14 protein-coding genes and 1 pseudogene are annotated in these 16,390 nt (G+C 53.0%); 9 read left to right on the top strand and 6 right to left on the bottom strand.

What is annotated here, in order from left to right; genetic code table 11:
- The first annotated feature begins 84 nt into the window (after window positions 1-84).
- Window positions 85-1,707 carry an L-aspartate oxidase gene (gene nadB / locus AAYN39_RS12975; protein WP_000989173.1) on the top strand — a complete coding sequence of 541 codons (1,623 nt, stop codon included), beginning with the start codon at window positions 85-87 and terminating at the stop codon, window positions 1,705-1,707.
- On the opposite strand, the gene trmN is transcribed toward nadB, so the two are convergent.
- Complete coding sequence (trmN, locus tag AAYN39_RS12970) at window positions 1,692-2,429, bottom strand: tRNA(1)(Val) (adenine(37)-N(6))-methyltransferase TrmN (RefSeq protein ID WP_000083348.1); 738 nt, start codon at window positions 2,427-2,429, stop codon at window positions 1,692-1,694. The two genes, nadB and trmN, sit on opposite strands and share 16 nt — an antisense overlap.
- Before the next feature lie 129 nt (window positions 2,430-2,558).
- Between trmN and srmB the strand changes: the two genes are divergently transcribed.
- Window positions 2,559-3,893, top strand: coding sequence for an ATP-dependent RNA helicase SrmB (gene srmB, locus AAYN39_RS12965; protein WP_000219176.1), 1,335 nt, complete (start codon window positions 2,559-2,561; stop codon window positions 3,891-3,893).
- A gap of 46 nt (window positions 3,894-3,939) precedes the next feature.
- On the opposite strand, the pseudogene AAYN39_RS12960 reads toward srmB, so the two are convergent.
- A pseudogene (locus AAYN39_RS12960) lies at window positions 3,940-4,808 on the bottom strand (LysR family transcriptional regulator); the annotation flags it as partial.
- A 102-nt stretch (window positions 4,809-4,910) separates the two neighbouring features.
- On the opposite strand from AAYN39_RS12960, the gene eamB reads away from it, so the two are divergent.
- Entirely contained in the window at window positions 4,911-5,498 is a 588-nt protein-coding gene (gene eamB / locus AAYN39_RS12955) for a cysteine/O-acetylserine transporter (RefSeq protein ID WP_000188410.1), read from the top strand.
- Between the two features lie 61 nt (window positions 5,499-5,559).
- Here the strand turns inward: eamB and grcA are convergent, their stop codons facing one another.
- Window positions 5,560-5,943 (bottom strand): autonomous glycyl radical cofactor GrcA, encoded by a 384-nt coding sequence (grcA, locus tag AAYN39_RS12950; protein ID WP_000627811.1) that lies wholly within the window; start codon window positions 5,941-5,943, stop codon window positions 5,560-5,562.
- Window positions 5,944-6,261: 318 nt separating this feature from the next.
- On the opposite strand from grcA, the gene ung reads away from it, so the two are divergent.
- Window positions 6,262-6,951, top strand: coding sequence for a uracil-DNA glycosylase (gene ung, locus AAYN39_RS12945; RefSeq protein WP_000179978.1), 690 nt, complete (start codon window positions 6,262-6,264; stop codon window positions 6,949-6,951).
- Window positions 6,952-7,066: 115 nt separating this feature from the next.
- Here the strand turns inward: ung and AAYN39_RS12940 are convergent, their stop codons facing one another.
- Window positions 7,067-8,104, bottom strand: a complete 1,038-nt coding sequence (locus AAYN39_RS12940) for a tRNA/rRNA methyltransferase (protein ID WP_000997368.1) — start codon at window positions 8,102-8,104, stop codon at window positions 7,067-7,069.
- Window positions 8,105-8,307: 203 nt separating this feature from the next.
- Between AAYN39_RS12940 and trxC the strand changes: the two genes are divergently transcribed.
- The 5 genes from trxC (at window position 8,308) to AAYN39_RS12915 (ending at window position 14,032) form a co-directional block, all read left to right on the top strand.
- Window positions 8,308-8,727, top strand: a complete 420-nt coding sequence (gene trxC, locus AAYN39_RS12935) for a thioredoxin TrxC (protein WP_001098738.1) — start codon at window positions 8,308-8,310, stop codon at window positions 8,725-8,727.
- A 72-nt stretch (window positions 8,728-8,799) separates the two neighbouring features.
- Window positions 8,800-9,480, top strand: coding sequence for a tRNA-uridine aminocarboxypropyltransferase (gene tapT, locus AAYN39_RS12930; RefSeq protein WP_000183640.1), 681 nt, complete (start codon window positions 8,800-8,802; stop codon window positions 9,478-9,480).
- Window positions 9,481-9,533: 53 nt separating this feature from the next.
- The gene (gene pat, locus AAYN39_RS12925) at window positions 9,534-12,194 is read left to right on the top strand and encodes a protein lysine acetyltransferase (protein ID WP_000082656.1); all 2,661 of its coding nucleotides are present in this window, start codon (window positions 9,534-9,536) and stop codon (window positions 12,192-12,194) included.
- A gap of 114 nt (window positions 12,195-12,308) precedes the next feature.
- Window positions 12,309-13,664 (top strand): CDP-diacylglycerol--serine O-phosphatidyltransferase, encoded by a 1,356-nt coding sequence (gene pssA / locus AAYN39_RS12920; protein ID WP_000949286.1) that lies wholly within the window; start codon window positions 12,309-12,311, stop codon window positions 13,662-13,664.
- Between the two features lie 44 nt (window positions 13,665-13,708).
- Window positions 13,709-14,032 carry a YfiM family lipoprotein gene (locus AAYN39_RS12915; RefSeq protein ID WP_001264473.1) on the top strand — a complete coding sequence of 108 codons (324 nt, stop codon included), beginning with the start codon at window positions 13,709-13,711 and terminating at the stop codon, window positions 14,030-14,032.
- Here the strand turns inward: AAYN39_RS12915 and AAYN39_RS12910 are convergent.
- Together AAYN39_RS12910 and AAYN39_RS12905 are read right to left on the bottom strand one after the other, a co-directional pair.
- Window positions 14,029-15,330 carry an MFS transporter gene (locus AAYN39_RS12910; protein WP_000807800.1) on the bottom strand — a complete coding sequence of 434 codons (1,302 nt, stop codon included), beginning with the start codon at window positions 15,328-15,330 and terminating at the stop codon, window positions 14,029-14,031. The genes AAYN39_RS12915 and AAYN39_RS12910 overlap by 4 nt on opposite strands.
- A gap of 103 nt (window positions 15,331-15,433) precedes the next feature.
- The gene (locus tag AAYN39_RS12905; protein ID WP_000985648.1) at window positions 15,434-15,889 is read right to left on the bottom strand and encodes a DUF4385 domain-containing protein; all 456 of its coding nucleotides are present in this window, start codon (window positions 15,887-15,889) and stop codon (window positions 15,434-15,436) included.
- Window positions 15,890-16,390 lie beyond the last annotated feature (501 nt).

The following is a 16,390-nucleotide window of genomic DNA, read 5'->3' as shown; positions in this document are numbered from 1 at the left end:
AACACTTTTGAAATCATAACGTGCTTTTTAGCGCCATATAGTGCTAATCTGCCGCAACCATGTTTAGTAAATTAAACAAGAACCATGATGACAACTCCTGAACTGTCCTGTGATGTGTTAATTATCGGCAGCGGCGCGGCCGGACTCTCGCTGGCGCTGCGTCTGGCTGAAAAGCATAAGGTTATCGTCCTGAGTAAAGGGCCGGTGAGCGAGGGCTCCACGTTTTATGCACAGGGCGGTATTGCCGCCGTGTTTGATGAAACCGACAGCATTGCATCGCATGTCGAAGATACGCTGATTGCCGGCGCCGGAATTTGCGATCGCCACGCGGTGGAGTTTGTCGCCAGCAACGCTCGTACCTGCGTGCAGTGGCTTATCGATCAGGGCGTCCTGTTTGATACGCATGTCCAGCCAAACGGCAAGGAGAGCTATCATCTCACGCGTGAAGGCGGCCATAGCCATCGCCGTATCCTTCATGCCGCCGACGCTACCGGAAAGGAAGTCGAAACCACGTTGGTCAGTCGGGCACAAAATCATCCTAATATTCAGGTGCTGGAACGCAGCAACGCCGTTGATTTAATTATCTCCGATAAAATAGGTCTGCCGGGGCCTCGCCGGGTCGTCGGCGCCTGGATCTGGAATCGCAATAAAGAGTGGGTTGAAACCTGTCATGCGAAGTCGGTGGTGCTGGCGACCGGCGGCGCCTCAAAGGTGTATCAATATACCACTAACCCGGATATTTCCTCCGGTGACGGTATCGCGATGGCCTGGCGCGCGGGCTGTCGGGTCGCTAATCTGGAATTTAACCAGTTTCATCCCACTGCCCTTTATCACCCGCAGGCGCGTAATTTTCTCCTTACCGAAGCGCTGCGCGGCGAAGGCGCATACCTTAAACGTCCGGACGGTTCACGGTTTATGCCGGACGTTGACGAACGCGGCGAACTGGCGCCGCGCGATATTGTCGCCCGCGCTATTGATCATGAGATGAAACGACTCGGCGCAGACTGTATGTTTCTCGATATCAGCCACAAGCCTGACGATTTTGTCCGCCAGCACTTCCCGATGATCTATGCGAAACTGCTCGATTTGGGGATGGATTTAACCAAAGAACCGATTCCCATTGTTCCTGCCGCGCACTATACCTGCGGCGGCGTGGTCGTCGATGATTATGGTCGTACCGATGTAGACGGCTTATATGCCATTGGCGAAGTCAGTTACACCGGTCTGCACGGCGCTAACCGTATGGCGTCCAACTCGTTACTGGAATGCTTAGTGTACGGCTGGTCCGCGGCAATGGATATCGACAGGCGAATGCCTTCTGTCCACAGCGTTGACGTCCTTCCCGCCTGGGATGAAAGCCGCGTGGAGAACGCCGATGAGCGGGTGGTGATTCAGCATAACTGGCACGAACTGCGTCTGCTGATGTGGGACTATGTGGGGATTGTGCGCACGACGAAACGGCTGGAGCGCGCCCTACGGCGTATTACTATGTTGCAACAAGAGATTGACGAATATTACGCCAACTTTCGCGTCTCGAATAATTTACTGGAGCTGCGCAATCTGGTGCAAGTGGCCGAACTGATTGTGCGTTGCGCGATGATGCGTAAAGAGAGCCGGGGGCTGCACTTTACGCTGGATTATCCGCAACAACTGGCTGAATCAGGCCCATCGATCCTTTCGCCGTTAACGCCTCACATAAACAGATAAAATGCCTGGGTCAGCGCCGTATAACTTTCAGAATAATTCTGGTCTGACCCGCGAATTACTAATCTGTCGCTAAAGCACTCCCCGGCTTGCGGGGAGAATGCGAGCAAAACCCGGTGCGGCAAGCGCGCTTCGTTTTCCGCAACGTCAGTACGTAACCGCAAATGCCATCCCATGTTGAGCGCTTGCTGCGTAAAAGCGTTACCTATTTGTTCCGGCAAGACTACGCAAAAAAAGCCATCTTCGGTAATACAATCCGCCGCAATAGCCAATAACGTCTGGTGATCCAGCGTAGCGGTGTAACGCGCCTGCTCCCGCTGCGGCGTGGAGCATTCCACACCGGGTTCGTAATAAGGCGGGTTGCTGATAATAAGATCAAAGCGTACCGTCTGGCGAGGCGCCCAACGCTGAATATCGTCAGTATGCACCGTTATTCGATGCGGCCATGGAGAGTGAGCCACGTTTTCCTGCGCTTGCATGGCAGCCCCGGCATCCAGTTCCACGGCGTCAACAGGCACACTGTCATCCGTCCGCTGCGCCAGCATTAACGCCAGCAGACCGCTTCCAGTACCGATATCCAGAATTCGCTTTACATCCGCGACCGGCGCCCACGCCCCGAGTAAAATACCGTCAGTTCCCACTTTCATCGCACACCGATCGTGTGCGACAAAAAACTGTTTAAACGTAAATCCGTTACGACGAAGAACGGAGCCAGACTGAGACATGTAAAAACAACCTTGCAAAAAACGGCGACAGCGCCGAGTGAAAACAATACCTGAGAAGGGATATCCATACAAACAGATGAAGATTGCGGCCGTAACGTCTATAATCAGCGCCCCACACAGAGGTAGAACATGACTGTAACGACTTTTTCCGAACTTGAACTCGACGAAAGCCTGCTGGATGCCCTCCAGGATAAAGGTTTCACTCGCCCGACCGCCATTCAGGCTGCCGCCATTCCGCCTGCGCTCGATGGCCGTGATGTACTCGGTTCTGCGCCGACAGGCACCGGAAAAACGGCGGCATATCTGCTGCCGGCGTTGCAGCACCTGCTCGACTTTCCGCGTAAAAAATCGGGGCCGCCGCGCATTCTGATCCTGACGCCAACCCGCGAACTGGCAATGCAGGTTGCCGATCACGCTCGTGAACTGGCTAAGCATACTCATCTGGATATCGCCACGATTACCGGCGGCGTGGCCTATATGAACCATGCTGAAGTGTTTAGCGAAAACCAGGATATCGTGGTCGCCACGACGGGCCGTCTGCTGCAATATATAAAAGAAGAGAATTTTGACTGCCGGGCGGTTGAAACACTGATCCTTGACGAAGCTGACCGGATGCTCGACATGGGCTTCGCTCAGGACATTGAACATATCGCTGGTGAGACCCGCTGGCGTAAACAGACGATGCTGTTCTCCGCCACGCTGGAAGGCGATGCGATTAAAGATTTTGCCGAGCGCCTGCTGGAAGACCCGGTTGAGGTTTCCGCCAATCCGTCAACCCGCGAGCGCAAGAAAATTCACCAGTGGTACTACCGTGCCGACAATTTCGAACATAAAGTTGCGCTGTTGAAGCACCTGCTAAAACAAGACGATGCAACCCGTTCTATCGTGTTTGTACGTAAACGTGAACGCGTCCATGAACTGGCTGAAACGCTGCGTCTGGCAGGGATCAACAATTGCTATCTTGAAGGCGAGATGGCGCAGATCAAACGTAACGAGGGTATTAAGCGTCTCACCGACGGTCGCGTTAACGTGCTGGTCGCGACCGACGTCGCGGCACGCGGGATTGATATTCCTGACGTCAGCCACGTCATTAACTTCGACATGCCGCGCAGTGGCGATACCTATCTGCATCGCATTGGTCGTACAGGCCGTGCGGGTCGCAAAGGCACTGCAATCTCGCTGGTTGAAGCCCACGACCATCTGTTGCTGCTGAAAATCGGTCGCTACATCGAAGAGCCGCTAAAAGCGCGCGTCATTGATGAGCTTCGCCCGACCACGCGTGCGCCCAGCGAAAAGCTGACCGGCAAACCGTCGAAAAAAGTGCTGGCGAAACGCGCCGAGAAGAAAAAAGAGAAAGAAAAAGAGAAGCCGCGCGTGAAGAAACGTTACCGCGATACAAAAAATATCGGTAAGCGCCGCAAGCCAAGCGGTACGAAAATGCAGGAGCAATCCAGCGAAGAGTGATGATAATGCCGGGTTCGTTAACCCGGCATTTTTTATCTTCCACGGTAAAACACGCCTCCATACACTGCATAAATATCTGCATTGCCGGGCTGACCGCTTTCCCGGCATGATGGGCGCACAGCGCCATGATCGATAGCGACGGCGCGCCAAACGGCAGCTCTTTCAACTGACCGGTGCTAAGTTCTCGTTCAACGGCAAATCGCGGTAAAAAGCTGATGCCCAGGTTAGCAGCCACACACTGTTTAATGCTTTCAATACTCCACAGTTCAATGGTGTTTTCCAGCGTAATCCGCCTCTGCCGTAGCGTACTTTCAAATAGCTGGCGGAAGACACATTGCGGTTCATTGATGATGAAGCTGCAGGGATATGCTGATCTGGCTGCGTAAAATCAGCATCCTGTAGCAGTGGAGAGGCCACCAGCGCCAGCGGCTGCTCCCCCAGTTGCTGCATCGTGAGCGCGTCATCATTACCTACGCGATAAAAAACGCCCAGATCGACCTCGTCATTCAGCAACGCATCACGTATCACATAGCAATTCAGCGACTGTAGCGACAATCTGACATTCGGCGCTCGCAGCTTAAAACGTTGTAAAACCTGCGGCATTTTGTATGCCAGTAAGGTTTCACCTGTCGCCACGCGCAGCTCTCCGCCGGGTTCCGCATCCTGTCTTGCGGCTTCACGAATCGACTCCATCACACGCGTCAGTTCATGGATATGCGGTATCAGCTTTTTCCCCTCATTGGTCAGGCACATTCGGCGCCCTATTTTCTCGAACAGTTGCAGGGAAAACTCACGTTCAAGCTGTTGAATATGAAAAGTTACCGTCGACTGAGTACAGCACAGCTTTTGCGAAGCCCGCAGAAACGAGCCCTCTTCCACTACCGTTTTCAGCGTAATAAACCGACGCAGATCCATAACCACCAACCTATCGAAAATCTCGAATTCAGAATTAAAAAACATTCATTTTTTTAAATATTTCATATCGGGTACTGTCTGCTAAAACAGAGGAGATGACAAGTGACACCGATGCTTTTAAGCGCTTTCTGGACTTATACATTAATCACCGCCCTTACCCCCGGCCCAAACAATATTCTCGCGCTTAGCGCAGCAACTGCACATGGTTTTCGGCAGAGTATTCGTGTACTGGCAGGTATGAGTCTGGGATTTTTGGTCGTCATGCTGCTGTGCGCCGGGATCGCGTTTTCCCTTGCGGTTATCGATCCGGCAATCATTCATTTGCTCAGTTGGGTAGGGGCTGCGTATATCCTGTGGCTGGCGTGGAAAATTGCCACCAGTCCAGCGGCGGATGAGAAGGTCAGACCAAAACCGGTTGGCTTTTGGGTAAGCTTTGGCCTGCAGTTTGTGAACGTCAAAATTATTCTGTACGGCATTACCGCTCTGTCTACATTTGTTTTACCGCAAACGCAGGCGCTGAACTGGGTCATCGGCGTCAGTATATTGCTGGCATTGATCGGCACGTTCGGTAATGTGTGCTGGGCGCTGGCGGGACATCTGTTTCAGCGGGCGTTTCGCCATTATGGTCGCCAGTTAAATATCATTCTGGCGTTACTGCTGGTGTACTGCGCGGTGCGGATTTTTTACTGACACAAATAAAACAAAAGCGGAAAAGGCCCGGCCTCTTCCGCTTGTTATTACCGGATAAGCCTTACAGGCTTTCGGTAAAGGTACGAGCGATAACGTCGCGCTGCTGTTCCGGCGTCAGGGAGTTAAAACGCACCGCATAACCAGAAACACGAATAGTCAGCTGCGGGTATTTTTCCGGATGCTTAACCGCGTCTTCCAGAGTTTCACGACGCAGAACGTTAACGTTCAGATGCTGACCGCCTTCAACGCGTACTTCCGGTTTAACTTCCATCGGAATTTCACGGTATTCAATCTCGCCCAGTTTGCTGACAGCCACAACTTCATCTTCAGCAAAGCCGGATTTTGCAACGATGCAGCGCGCTTCGCCTTTTTCGCTGTCCAGCAGCCAGAAGGAATTCAGCAGGTCGTCGTTAGCGGCTTTAGTAATCTGGATACCTGTAATCATGTGATGCCTCCCCAGGCAAAATTATTTGATTTCGGTCGGCCTAATCCCGGCCAATTGGTAAAACCATTGTTGCTTGAGTGTATATATACCCTTCGATCACCCTTCATTCTTTGATTTAAATCAATAAAAACCACACCATAAAAAGGGTGATGAAGGGAATTTATTGTTTTACATCAACTTACACCATTCAGACCTATAAACTTTTTACATAAATTTTCAACTATCTTTTGTAGGTAACCGTTTTTGTAGCACGCAGGATTTTGCACTGCAGAAAGAAGCAGTTAAGCTAAGGGAACTGGAAATTCGCAGGAGAGCGAGATGGCGACTGAGTTAACCTGGCACGATGTGCTGGCTGATGAGAAACAGCAACCTTACTTTATCAATACGCTTCACACTGTTGCTGGCGAGCGTCAGTCGGGTATCACGGTCTACCCGCCGCAAAAAGATGTATTTAACGCCTTTCGCTTCACGGAACTGGGCGACGTTAAGGTGGTGATCCTGGGACAAGATCCTTACCACGGCCCCGGCCAGGCACATGGTCTGGCGTTTTCCGTGCGTCCTGGGATCGCTCCCCCGCCGTCATTAGTGAATATGTACAAAGAGCTGGAAGCCTCCATTCCCGGCTTTGTTCGCCCCGCGCACGGTTATCTGGAAAGCTGGGCGCGCCAGGGCGTACTGTTACTGAATACGGTGCTCACGGTACGGGCAGGCCAGGCGCACTCTCATGCCAGCCTGGGGTGGGAAACCTTTACGGATAAAGTGATAAGCCTGATTAACCAACACCGCGAAGGGGTCGTCTTCCTGCTGTGGGGCTCGCACGCCCAGAAGAAAGGCGCGATTATTGATCCACAGCGCCACCATATTCTGAAAGCTCCGCATCCCTCGCCACTCTCTGCGCACCGCGGATTTTTTGGCTGTAACCATTTTGCGCTAACGAACCAATGGCTGGAACAACACGGCGAGAAAACTATCGACTGGACGCCAGTATTACCGGCTGAGAGTGAATAACGTTGGCGACTCGCCGTTTTATCGCCCGGATAACGGCGCGAAAGCGCCTTGTCTGACCGGGCGGTAGAAAGTACATCATTGGCCCGGCGCGCGTTGCGTCACCGGGCTGCAGCCCTTACGCTTTATTCTGTCGCCACCACTCGGCGAGCAGTACGCCTGTCGCAACCGACACATTCAGGCTTTCCACGTTCCCGGTGCCGTTAATTTTCACGCACAGATCGTCGGGTTCGCGCGCCGCTTCCGGCAGGTAGTCATATTCACGGCCTAAGACCAGCACCATCTTTTCCGGCAGGGTCGTACTAAAGAGCGCCTGACCGCGATCGCTGGACGTCGTCACCACGGTGTACCCCGCCTGACGAAAGTCATCCAGTACGTCAACAATGCTTTCACCAGTGATTGGCTGGACATGTTCCGCCCCGCCTTCCGCGGTACGAATCGCCGCGCCGGACTCCAGCAACGCTGCATCCTGTACCACCACGCCCTTCACGCCGAAGTGCGCGCAGCTACGCATCATGCCGCCCAGATTATGCGGGTTAGCGACATCTTCCAACGCCAGCACGCAGTCTTGATCCGCCGCCTGCTTTACCCATTGCTTAACGGTCGTACCGTTACGCTTTTTAATCAGGAAACACACGCCGCCGTGGTGCTCAGTCCCGGAAGCTTTTGCCAGTTCGGCTTCATCCACCACATGGTAGGCTTTACGATTCGCCGCCATCCAGCGCAGCGCCTCTTTAAAACGCGGCGTTACGCTTTGGATAAACCATGCGCGCACGATGGCGTCAGGACGGCTCTGGAATAGCGCCTGGCAGGCATTTTCGCCGTAGACGCGCGTCTCTTCCGCACGCTGGCGACGCAAAACTTCAGGGTCGATAAAACTTTTACCGCTAATACCACCATGATCGACTTTCTCAGGCGTTTCATCGCCTGGCGCGCGGGACACGGTGCGCCACGGCGAAGTTTCATGTTTACGGTCACGGCTCTGATTATTTCGCTCATCACGGGCGGGGCGACGTCCACCGTCAGTGCGAGACTTTGCTGGGCGGCCTCCCCCTTTCCCGGTACGCGGGTTATGGGTGCGTTTATCAGAGTCATCATCACTACGGACATACATCACTTTGACTTTGCCGCTTTTGTTTTTTAATTCATCGTTCATGCTTTTCTCCACCAGCGCTGCGCGAAGCGCGAAGATTACCCGATGTGCATCCGGTTAGCCATGATTTCGTTTAAAAGCTTGCGACTATTGTACTCATTGAATAAAACACATTGTTGTTTAGCACAGACTCCTCGATAATATATAACATTATAGAAACATCCCGCGCGTAGCGGGACGTCTTCCGACGTATTCAGAGGTTAGCTATGAACACCGTTTGTACCCATTGTCAGGCCATTAACCGCATCCCCGGCGATCGGCTTCAGGACGCGGCAAAATGTGGACGCTGCGGTCATGAGTTGTTTGACGGAGAAGTCATTAATGCGACCGGCGAAACGCTGGACAAACTGTTGAAGGACGATCTTCCAGTGGTGATCGACTTTTGGGCACCCTGGTGCGGCCCTTGCCGTAACTTTGCGCCAATCTTCGAGGATGTCGCAGAAGAGCGCAGCGGTAAAGTCCGTTTCGTCAAAGTAAATACCGAGGCGGAACGGGAACTCAGCGCTCGTTTCGGTATCCGCAGCATCCCGATGATTATGATTTTTAAACATGGACAGGTGGTCGATATGCTTAATGGCGCAGTGCCTAAAGCGCCTTTCGACAGCTGGCTGAACGAAGCGCTGTAAACGCCACGGGGCGCATCTTGTGCCCCGTTTTCACCTCTGCCACAATAGCGTTTTTCTCCGCAAACGCTTTCTATGACCAATAACGCTGTCCTTCAGTTACGCGCCGAACGGCTTGCGCGCGCTACTCGCCCTTTTCTTGCCAGAGGCAATCGGGTTCGCCGCTGTCAACGCTGCCTGCTGCCGCTAAAATCTTGCCTGTGTGATACGTTAACGCCTTCTCAGGCGAAAAGCCGTTTTTGTCTGGTCATGTTTGACACTGAACCGATGAAACCCAGCAATACCGGCCGGCTGATAGCCGATATTTTGCCAGATACCGCGGCGTTTCAGTGGTCGCGTACCGAGCCGCCGCAGGCGTTGCTGGAGCTGGTACAGCATCCGGATTATCAGCCGATAGTGGTCTTTCCTGCGTCCTACGCCGGCGAAGCGCGCGAGGTCATTTCCACCCCGCCCGCCGGGAAACCGCCGCTGTTTATTATGCTGGACGGCACCTGGCCCGAAGCACGTAAAATGTTTCGTAAAAGCCCTTATCTGGATCATCTGCCGGTCATTTCCGTCGATTTATCGCGTCTTTCAGCTTATCGTCTGCGTGAAATCCATGCCGAAGGGCAATATTGTACCGCCGAAGTCGCGATAGCGTTGTTAGATCTGGCGGGAGATCCCGAGGCGGCAACCAGTTTAGGTGAACATTTCATCCGTTTCAAAACGCGCTATCTGGCAGGAAAAACGCAACATCCGGGAAACGTCACAGCATAAAATAGCGAAAGCGTTTAAAATTATCCGGTCACTTCTGTGTAAGGGAAACCGGTATGAGCCAGCAAGGACTGGAAGCGCTACTGCGACCAAAATCGATCGCGGTGATTGGCGCATCAATGAAGCCCCACCGCGCGGGTTACCTGATGATGCGTAACTTGTTGGCGGGCGGATTCAATGGCCCCGTCCTTCCCGTGACGCCCGCCTGGAAAGCCGTTTTAGGCGTCATGGCCTGGCCGGATATCGCCAGTCTTCCTTTCACCCCCGATCTGGCTATTTTATGCACTAACGCCAGCCGTAACCTGGCGTTACTGGACGCGCTTGGCGCGAAAGGTTGTAAAACGTGCATTATCCTTTCTGCTCCCACGTCGCAACATGAAGAACTTCTTGCCAGTGCCCGGCATTATAAAATGCGTCTGCTGGGTCCAAACAGTCTTGGGCTCCTCGCGCCGTGGCAAGGGCTGAATGCCAGCTTTTCTCCCGTCCCGATTAAACAGGGCAAGCTCGCTTTTATTTCCCAGTCTGCCGCCGTGTCCAATACTATTCTTGACTGGGCGCAACAGCGTGAAATGGGCTTTTCCTACTTTATCGCGCTGGGCGATAGCCTGGATATTGATGTCGATGAACTACTGGACTATCTGGCGCGCGATAGCAAGACCAGCGCAATTTTGCTCTATCTGGAACAGTTAAGCGACGCCCGCCGTTTTGTTTCCGCCGCCCGTAGCGCTTCACGTAACAAACCGATTCTGGTGATTAAAAGCGGCCGAAGCCCGGCAGCCCAGCGTTTACTTAATACCAGCGCGGGAATGGACCCTGCGTGGGATGCGGCCATCCAGCGCGCAGGCCTGCTGCGAGTCCAGGATACGCACGAGCTTTTTTCCGCCGTCGAAACACTTAGCCATATGCGTCCGCTACACGGCGACAGACTGATGATCATCAGCAATGGCGCCGCGCCTGCCGCGCTGGCGTTAGATGAGTTGTGGTCGCGTAACGGCAAGCTGGCGACATTGAGCGAAGAGACCTGCCTGCAACTACGGCAGACGCTTCCCGCGCACATTGATATTGCCAATCCGCTGGATCTGTGTGATGACGCCAGCAGCGAACATTACGTCAAAACGCTGGATATCCTGCTCGCCAGTCAGGATTTTGACGCGCTTATGGTTATCCACTCTCCCAGCGCTGCCGCGCCGGGTACGGAAAGCGCCCATGCTCTGATCGAGACGATTAAGCGCCACCCCAGAGGCAAGTTTGTTACGCTGCTGACAAACTGGTGCGGCGAGTTCTCATCTCAGGAAGCAAGACGGCTGTTCAGCGAAGCCGGATTACCAACCTACCGCACGCCGGAAGGCACGATTACCGCGTTTATGCACATGGTGGAATACCGGCGTAACCAGAAGCAACTGCGGGAAACGCCAGCGTTGCCGAGTAACCTGACGTCCAATACCGCTGAGGCGCATAATCTGTTACAGCGGGCGATTGCGGAAGGCGCCACTTCACTGGATACCCATGAAGTACAGCCGATTTTACACGCCTATGGGCTGCACACGCTCCCAACCTGGATTGCCAGCGACAGCGCTGAAGCAGTGCATATCGCCGAACAGATAGGCTATCCGGTAGCTCTCAAGCTGCGCTCGCCCGACATTCCGCATAAATCTGAAGTTCAGGGGGTCATGCTTTACCTGCGCACCGCAAGCGAGGTACAACAGGCCGCGAACGCCATTTTCGATCGTGTAAAGATGGCCTGGCCGCAGGCGCGGATTCACGGTTTGCTGGTACAAAGCATGGCTAACCGCGCCGGCGCGCAGGAGCTGCGTGTGGTGGTCGAGCACGATCCGGTGTTTGGTCCTTTGATTATGTTGGGTGAAGGCGGCGTAGAGTGGCGTCCGGAAGAGCAGGCCGTCGTCGCGCTGCCGCCGCTCAACATGAATCTGGCGCGCTATCTGGTGATTCAGGGCATTAAACAGCGGAAAATTCGCGCCCGTAGCGCGCTGCGTCCGCTGGATATTGTCGGTTTAAGCCAATTGCTGGTCCAGGTTTCAAACCTGATTGTCGATTGCCCGGAAATTCAGCGTCTGGATATCCATCCGCTGCTGGCTTCCGCCAGTGAGTTTACCGCGCTGGATGTGACGCTGGATATTGCCCCGTTTGATGGCGATAACGAAAGTCGTCTTGCGGTACGCCCCTATCCCCACCAGCTTGAAGAGTGGGTGGAGATGAAAAACGGCGATCGCTGCCTGTTCCGTCCGATCCTGCCGGAAGATGAGCCCCAACTGCGACAATTCATCGCACAGGTCACCAAAGAGGATCTTTACTACCGTTATTTCAGCGAGATCAACGAATTCACCCATGAAGATTTAGCCAACATGACGCAGATCGACTACGATCGAGAAATGGCCTTTGTGGCCGTGAGGCGGATGGACAACGCTGAAGAGATCCTCGGCGTAACGCGCGCGATCTCCGATCCTGACAACGTAGATGCCGAATTTGCCGTATTGGTGCGTTCAGATCTTAAAGGGTTGGGTTTAGGACGCCGTTTAATGGAGAAATTGATTGCCTATACTCGCGATCACGGATTGAAGCGGCTGAACGGTATTACGATGCCGAACAATCGCGGCATGGTCGCGCTGGCCAGAAAACTGGGATTTCAGGTCGATATTCAGCTCGACGAGGGCATCGTGGGATTGACGCTGAATCTGGCCAAATGTGATGAATCGTGAGTAATGTACTGGAAATGTTGACCACTTTAACGGGTACTGATGTTATTATTGCTCGCTTATGTCGTCTGCATAGCACAGAGGACCCTTCAATGAACAGAGAAGAAATGCACTGTGATGTTGTCAAAATTTAAGCGTAATAAACATCAACAACACCTTGCCCAACTCCCTAAGATTTCTCAGTCAGTTGATGATGTAGATTTCTTTTATACTCCTGCTACTTTTCGGGAGACACTGCTGGAGAAAATCGCCAGCGCGACGCAGCGTATTTGTATCGTTGCCCTGTATCTGGAACAGGACGATGGGGGTAAAGGTATACTCGACGCGCTCTATGCGGCTAAACGGCAGCGTCCTGAACTGGACGTGAGGGTGCTGGTCGACTGGCATCGCGCGCAACGCGGGCGCATTGGCGCAGCGGCCTCGAATACCAATGCAGACTGGTATTGCCGACTGGCGCAGGAAAACCCCGGCATTGATGTCCCGGTTTACGGCGTGCCGATTAATACGCGAGAAGCGCTTGGCGTACTGCATTTTAAAGGCTTTATCATTGATGATAGCGTCCTGTACAGCGGCGCCAGCCTGAACGATGTCTATCTCCATCAGCATGACAAATATCGCTACGATCGCTACCAGCTGATTCGCAATCGGCAAATGGCAGACATCATGTTTGACTGGGTGACGCAAAATCTGATGAATGGCCGTGGTGTGAATCGTCTGGATAATACCCAGCGGCCGAAAAGCCCGGAGATTAAAAACGATATCCGCTTATACCGTCAGGAGCTGCGTGATGCGTCATATCATTTTCAGGGTGACGCTAATGACGAGCAGCTCTCCGTTACGCCGCTGGTCGGGCTTGGAAAATCCAGTCTGCTGAACAAAACCATTTTCCATCTCATGCCCTGTGCGGAGCATAAGCTCACCATTTGTACCCCTTACTTCAATCTACCAGCGGTACTGGTGCGGAATATTATTCAGCTACTGCGCGACGGAAAGAAAGTCGAAATCATTGTTGGCGATAAAACCGCGAATGATTTTTACATTCCGGAAGATGAACCGTTCAAGATCATTGGCGCGCTGCCCTATCTCTATGAGATTAACCTGCGCCGCTTCCTGAGCCGTTTACAGTATTACGTCAATACCGATCAGCTTGTGGTGCGTCTGTGGAAAGATGACGACAATACCTATCATTTGAAAGGGATGTGGGTAGATGATAAATGGATGCTACTCACCGGCAACAATCTGAATCCTCGCGCCTGGCGTCTGGATCTGGAAAACGCCATTCTGATCCACGATCCTAAGCAAGAGCTTGCCCCTCAGCGGGAAAAAGAGCTGGAACTTATCCGAACGCACACAACCATCGTAAAACATTATCGTGACCTGCAGAGCATTGCCGACTATCCGATAAAAGTGCGTAAATTGATTCGCCGTCTGCGCCGGATCCGCATCGACAGATTAATTAGCCGTATCCTGTAATCGAAGCCCCGTCCTGTACGGGGTTTTCTCTTAGGAGTGAACTGGTGCGCGTGTTGATTCCTTTTACGGTGTTGTTTCTCTCCGGGTGCAGCCATCTGGCTAACGACCACTGGAGCGGTCAGGATAAAGCCCAGCATTTTATGGCATCAGCGATGCTATCGGCAGCCGGTAATGAGTATGCGCGTCACCAGGGAGTAAGCCCTGACCGCAGCGCAGCGATAGGGCTGATGTTTTCTTTGAGTCTCGGAGCCTCAAAAGAACTCTGGGACAGCCGCCCGGAAGGCAGCGGCTGGAGCTGGAAAGATTTTGTCTGGGATGTCGCTGGCGCGACAACCGGTTACGCTATCTGGCAAATGGCGCGATACTAAAGGCGTAAGCCCTTTCCTTTACGGTGCAACATCAACGAAACCAGGAAAGCCAGAACGGCCATCGCGGTAACATACCAGAAGAACGAACTCTCCATACCGACAGATTTTAGCGACAGCGCGACATATTCCGCAGAGCCGCCAAATAACGCGTTTGCTACCGCGTAAGATAAACCGACGCCCAGGGCGCGAACCTGCGCCGGAAACATCTCCGCTTTCAGGATCCCGCTAATCGAGGTATAGAAACTCACAATCAATAGCGCGCACATCACTAAAGCAAATGCGGCATAAGGCGACGTCACATTCTGCAACGCGGAGAGAATTGGAACGGTGAAAAGCGTCGCGAGTGCGCCAAAACATAGCATAGAGGTGCGCCTGCCAATCTTATCGGATAACGCGCCGAATAACGGCTGCACCAACATGAAAACACACAGCGCAGCCGTCATAATGCCGCTGGCGACATTGGCATGCATACCTGCTGTATTTACCAGATATTTCTGCATATAGGTGGTGAAGGTATAAAAGCACAGCGAGCCTGCCGCGGTGAAACCAAGCACCATCAAAAAGGCTTTGCGATTACGCCACAAACCTTTCAACGAACCGGCTTCTTTTAATGCGCGAGTCTCATGCTTCGAGGTTTCATCCAGCTGGCGACGTAGCCATAACGCCACAACCGCCAGCACGGCGCCCAGCGCAAAGGGAATACGCCATCCCCAGGCACGAAGCTCAGCATCCTCCAGAACCTGCTGCAAAATCACAACGACCAGCAATGCCAGTAGTTGGCCACCGATAAGCGTAACGTACTGAAACGACGCGAAAAATCCCTTACGACCTTCAAGCGCAACTTCACTCATATATGTCGCGCTGGTCCCATACTCTCCCCCTACCGAGAGCCCCTGAAATAACCTTGCAATAAGTAGCAGCGCCGGTGCCCAGGTGCCGATGGTATCGTAACCAGGTAAGCAGGCAATCACCAGCGACCCCATGCACATCATGCACACCGAAATCAACATTGAGGCTTTGCGCCCGCGTCGATCGGCAATGCGTCCAAACAGCCAACCACCGATAGACCGCATTAAAAAACCGGCGGCAAAGACGCCTGCCGTTTGCAAAAGCTGAGTAGTGGTATTACTAGAAGGAAAGAAGATATGTGCAAAATAGAGCGAGCAGAAAGAGTAGACGTAGAAATCAAACCATTCCACTAAGTTTCCGGAAGAGGCCCCCACGATAGCCCATATGTGTCGCCGCATCTCCGGAGCCTCAGCGTTGTTTTTATCTATACGCTGAATAATTTCTGCCATACTGTTCTCCTTGTTGCCAGGCTTAATCGGCCTTTTATTTTGGAGATTCAGATTACGCGAGACTAAAAAGTAAATAAAGTGTTAATTATTTGTCTGCTAATTTTTATCCCCACCGTGCCTGATGCTGGCGTTTCCGTTTCAGATAGTCTTCGTCCTGACGGATTTTATCCCACCAACCTTTGAAAACCGTTGCCGCCGCGGCCTTAATAGGATCATTACCCCGTGTATTCAGGCTGCCGTCTTCTGCATACTTTTTACCACCTTTATAGTTAGCGTATCGCCTGGCGCGGGTGTATCCCATCTGAATAAATTTACGCGCCATGTCCATACCAACGAAATCATCCTGCTGCCGGTAAGCTTCGAACAACTGGTAGATCTGTTCTGCGGATTTCATCGCCGATGCTTCATCTTTATAGCGCCAGAAAGGAAGAATTTCGCTTTTGTAGGGTTCAACCAGTAGCCCCCCCTGCTCTCCTCGTCCAACCTGATACAATTCAGGCTGCTGGCGGAAGTCAATGCTGGAAAAGTCTTGCTGGTAGTTAAAAGGTTTGATAGCCAATGAAAATCCTCACTGCTTATATAAGCACGTGTAAAGGATAGTTCATCGTTAACGATTGGGTGGGTTGTGCTCTTATCGGTTCTACAAGAGCACCAGCTTCGTAGGCGGGATAATTGCTGTAGGCCGGATAAGGCGAAGCTGCCATCCGGCGGTGCAGGTTGCCTGATGGCGCTGCGCTTATCAGGCCTACATTTTTACAGTTACCACACACGCAAAGAAGCCCGTCCGTCAGAACGGGCTTCTTCACTTGTCTGATGCCTGGCAGTTTATGGCGGGCGTGCTGCCCGCCACCCTACGGGCCGTTACTGCGCAACGTTCAAATCCGCTCCCGGCGGATTTGTCCTCCTCAGGAGAGTGCTCACCGGCAGACCACAGATAAAGCAAAAGGCCCAGTCTTTCGACTGAGCCTTTTGCTTAATTTGATGCCTGGCAGTTCCCTACTCTCGCATGGGGAGACCCCACACTACCATCGGCGCTACGGCGTTTCACTTCTGAGTTCGG

Origin of the sequence: Salmonella sp. K21076 (genome assembly GCF_039650795.1) — a bacterium.
Taxonomy (GTDB): Bacteria; Pseudomonadota; Gammaproteobacteria; order Enterobacterales; family Enterobacteriaceae; genus Salmonella; species Salmonella enterica.
The sequence above is the reverse complement of the archived record's forward strand: the minus strand, read 5'-3'. Positions and strand labels throughout refer to the sequence as shown.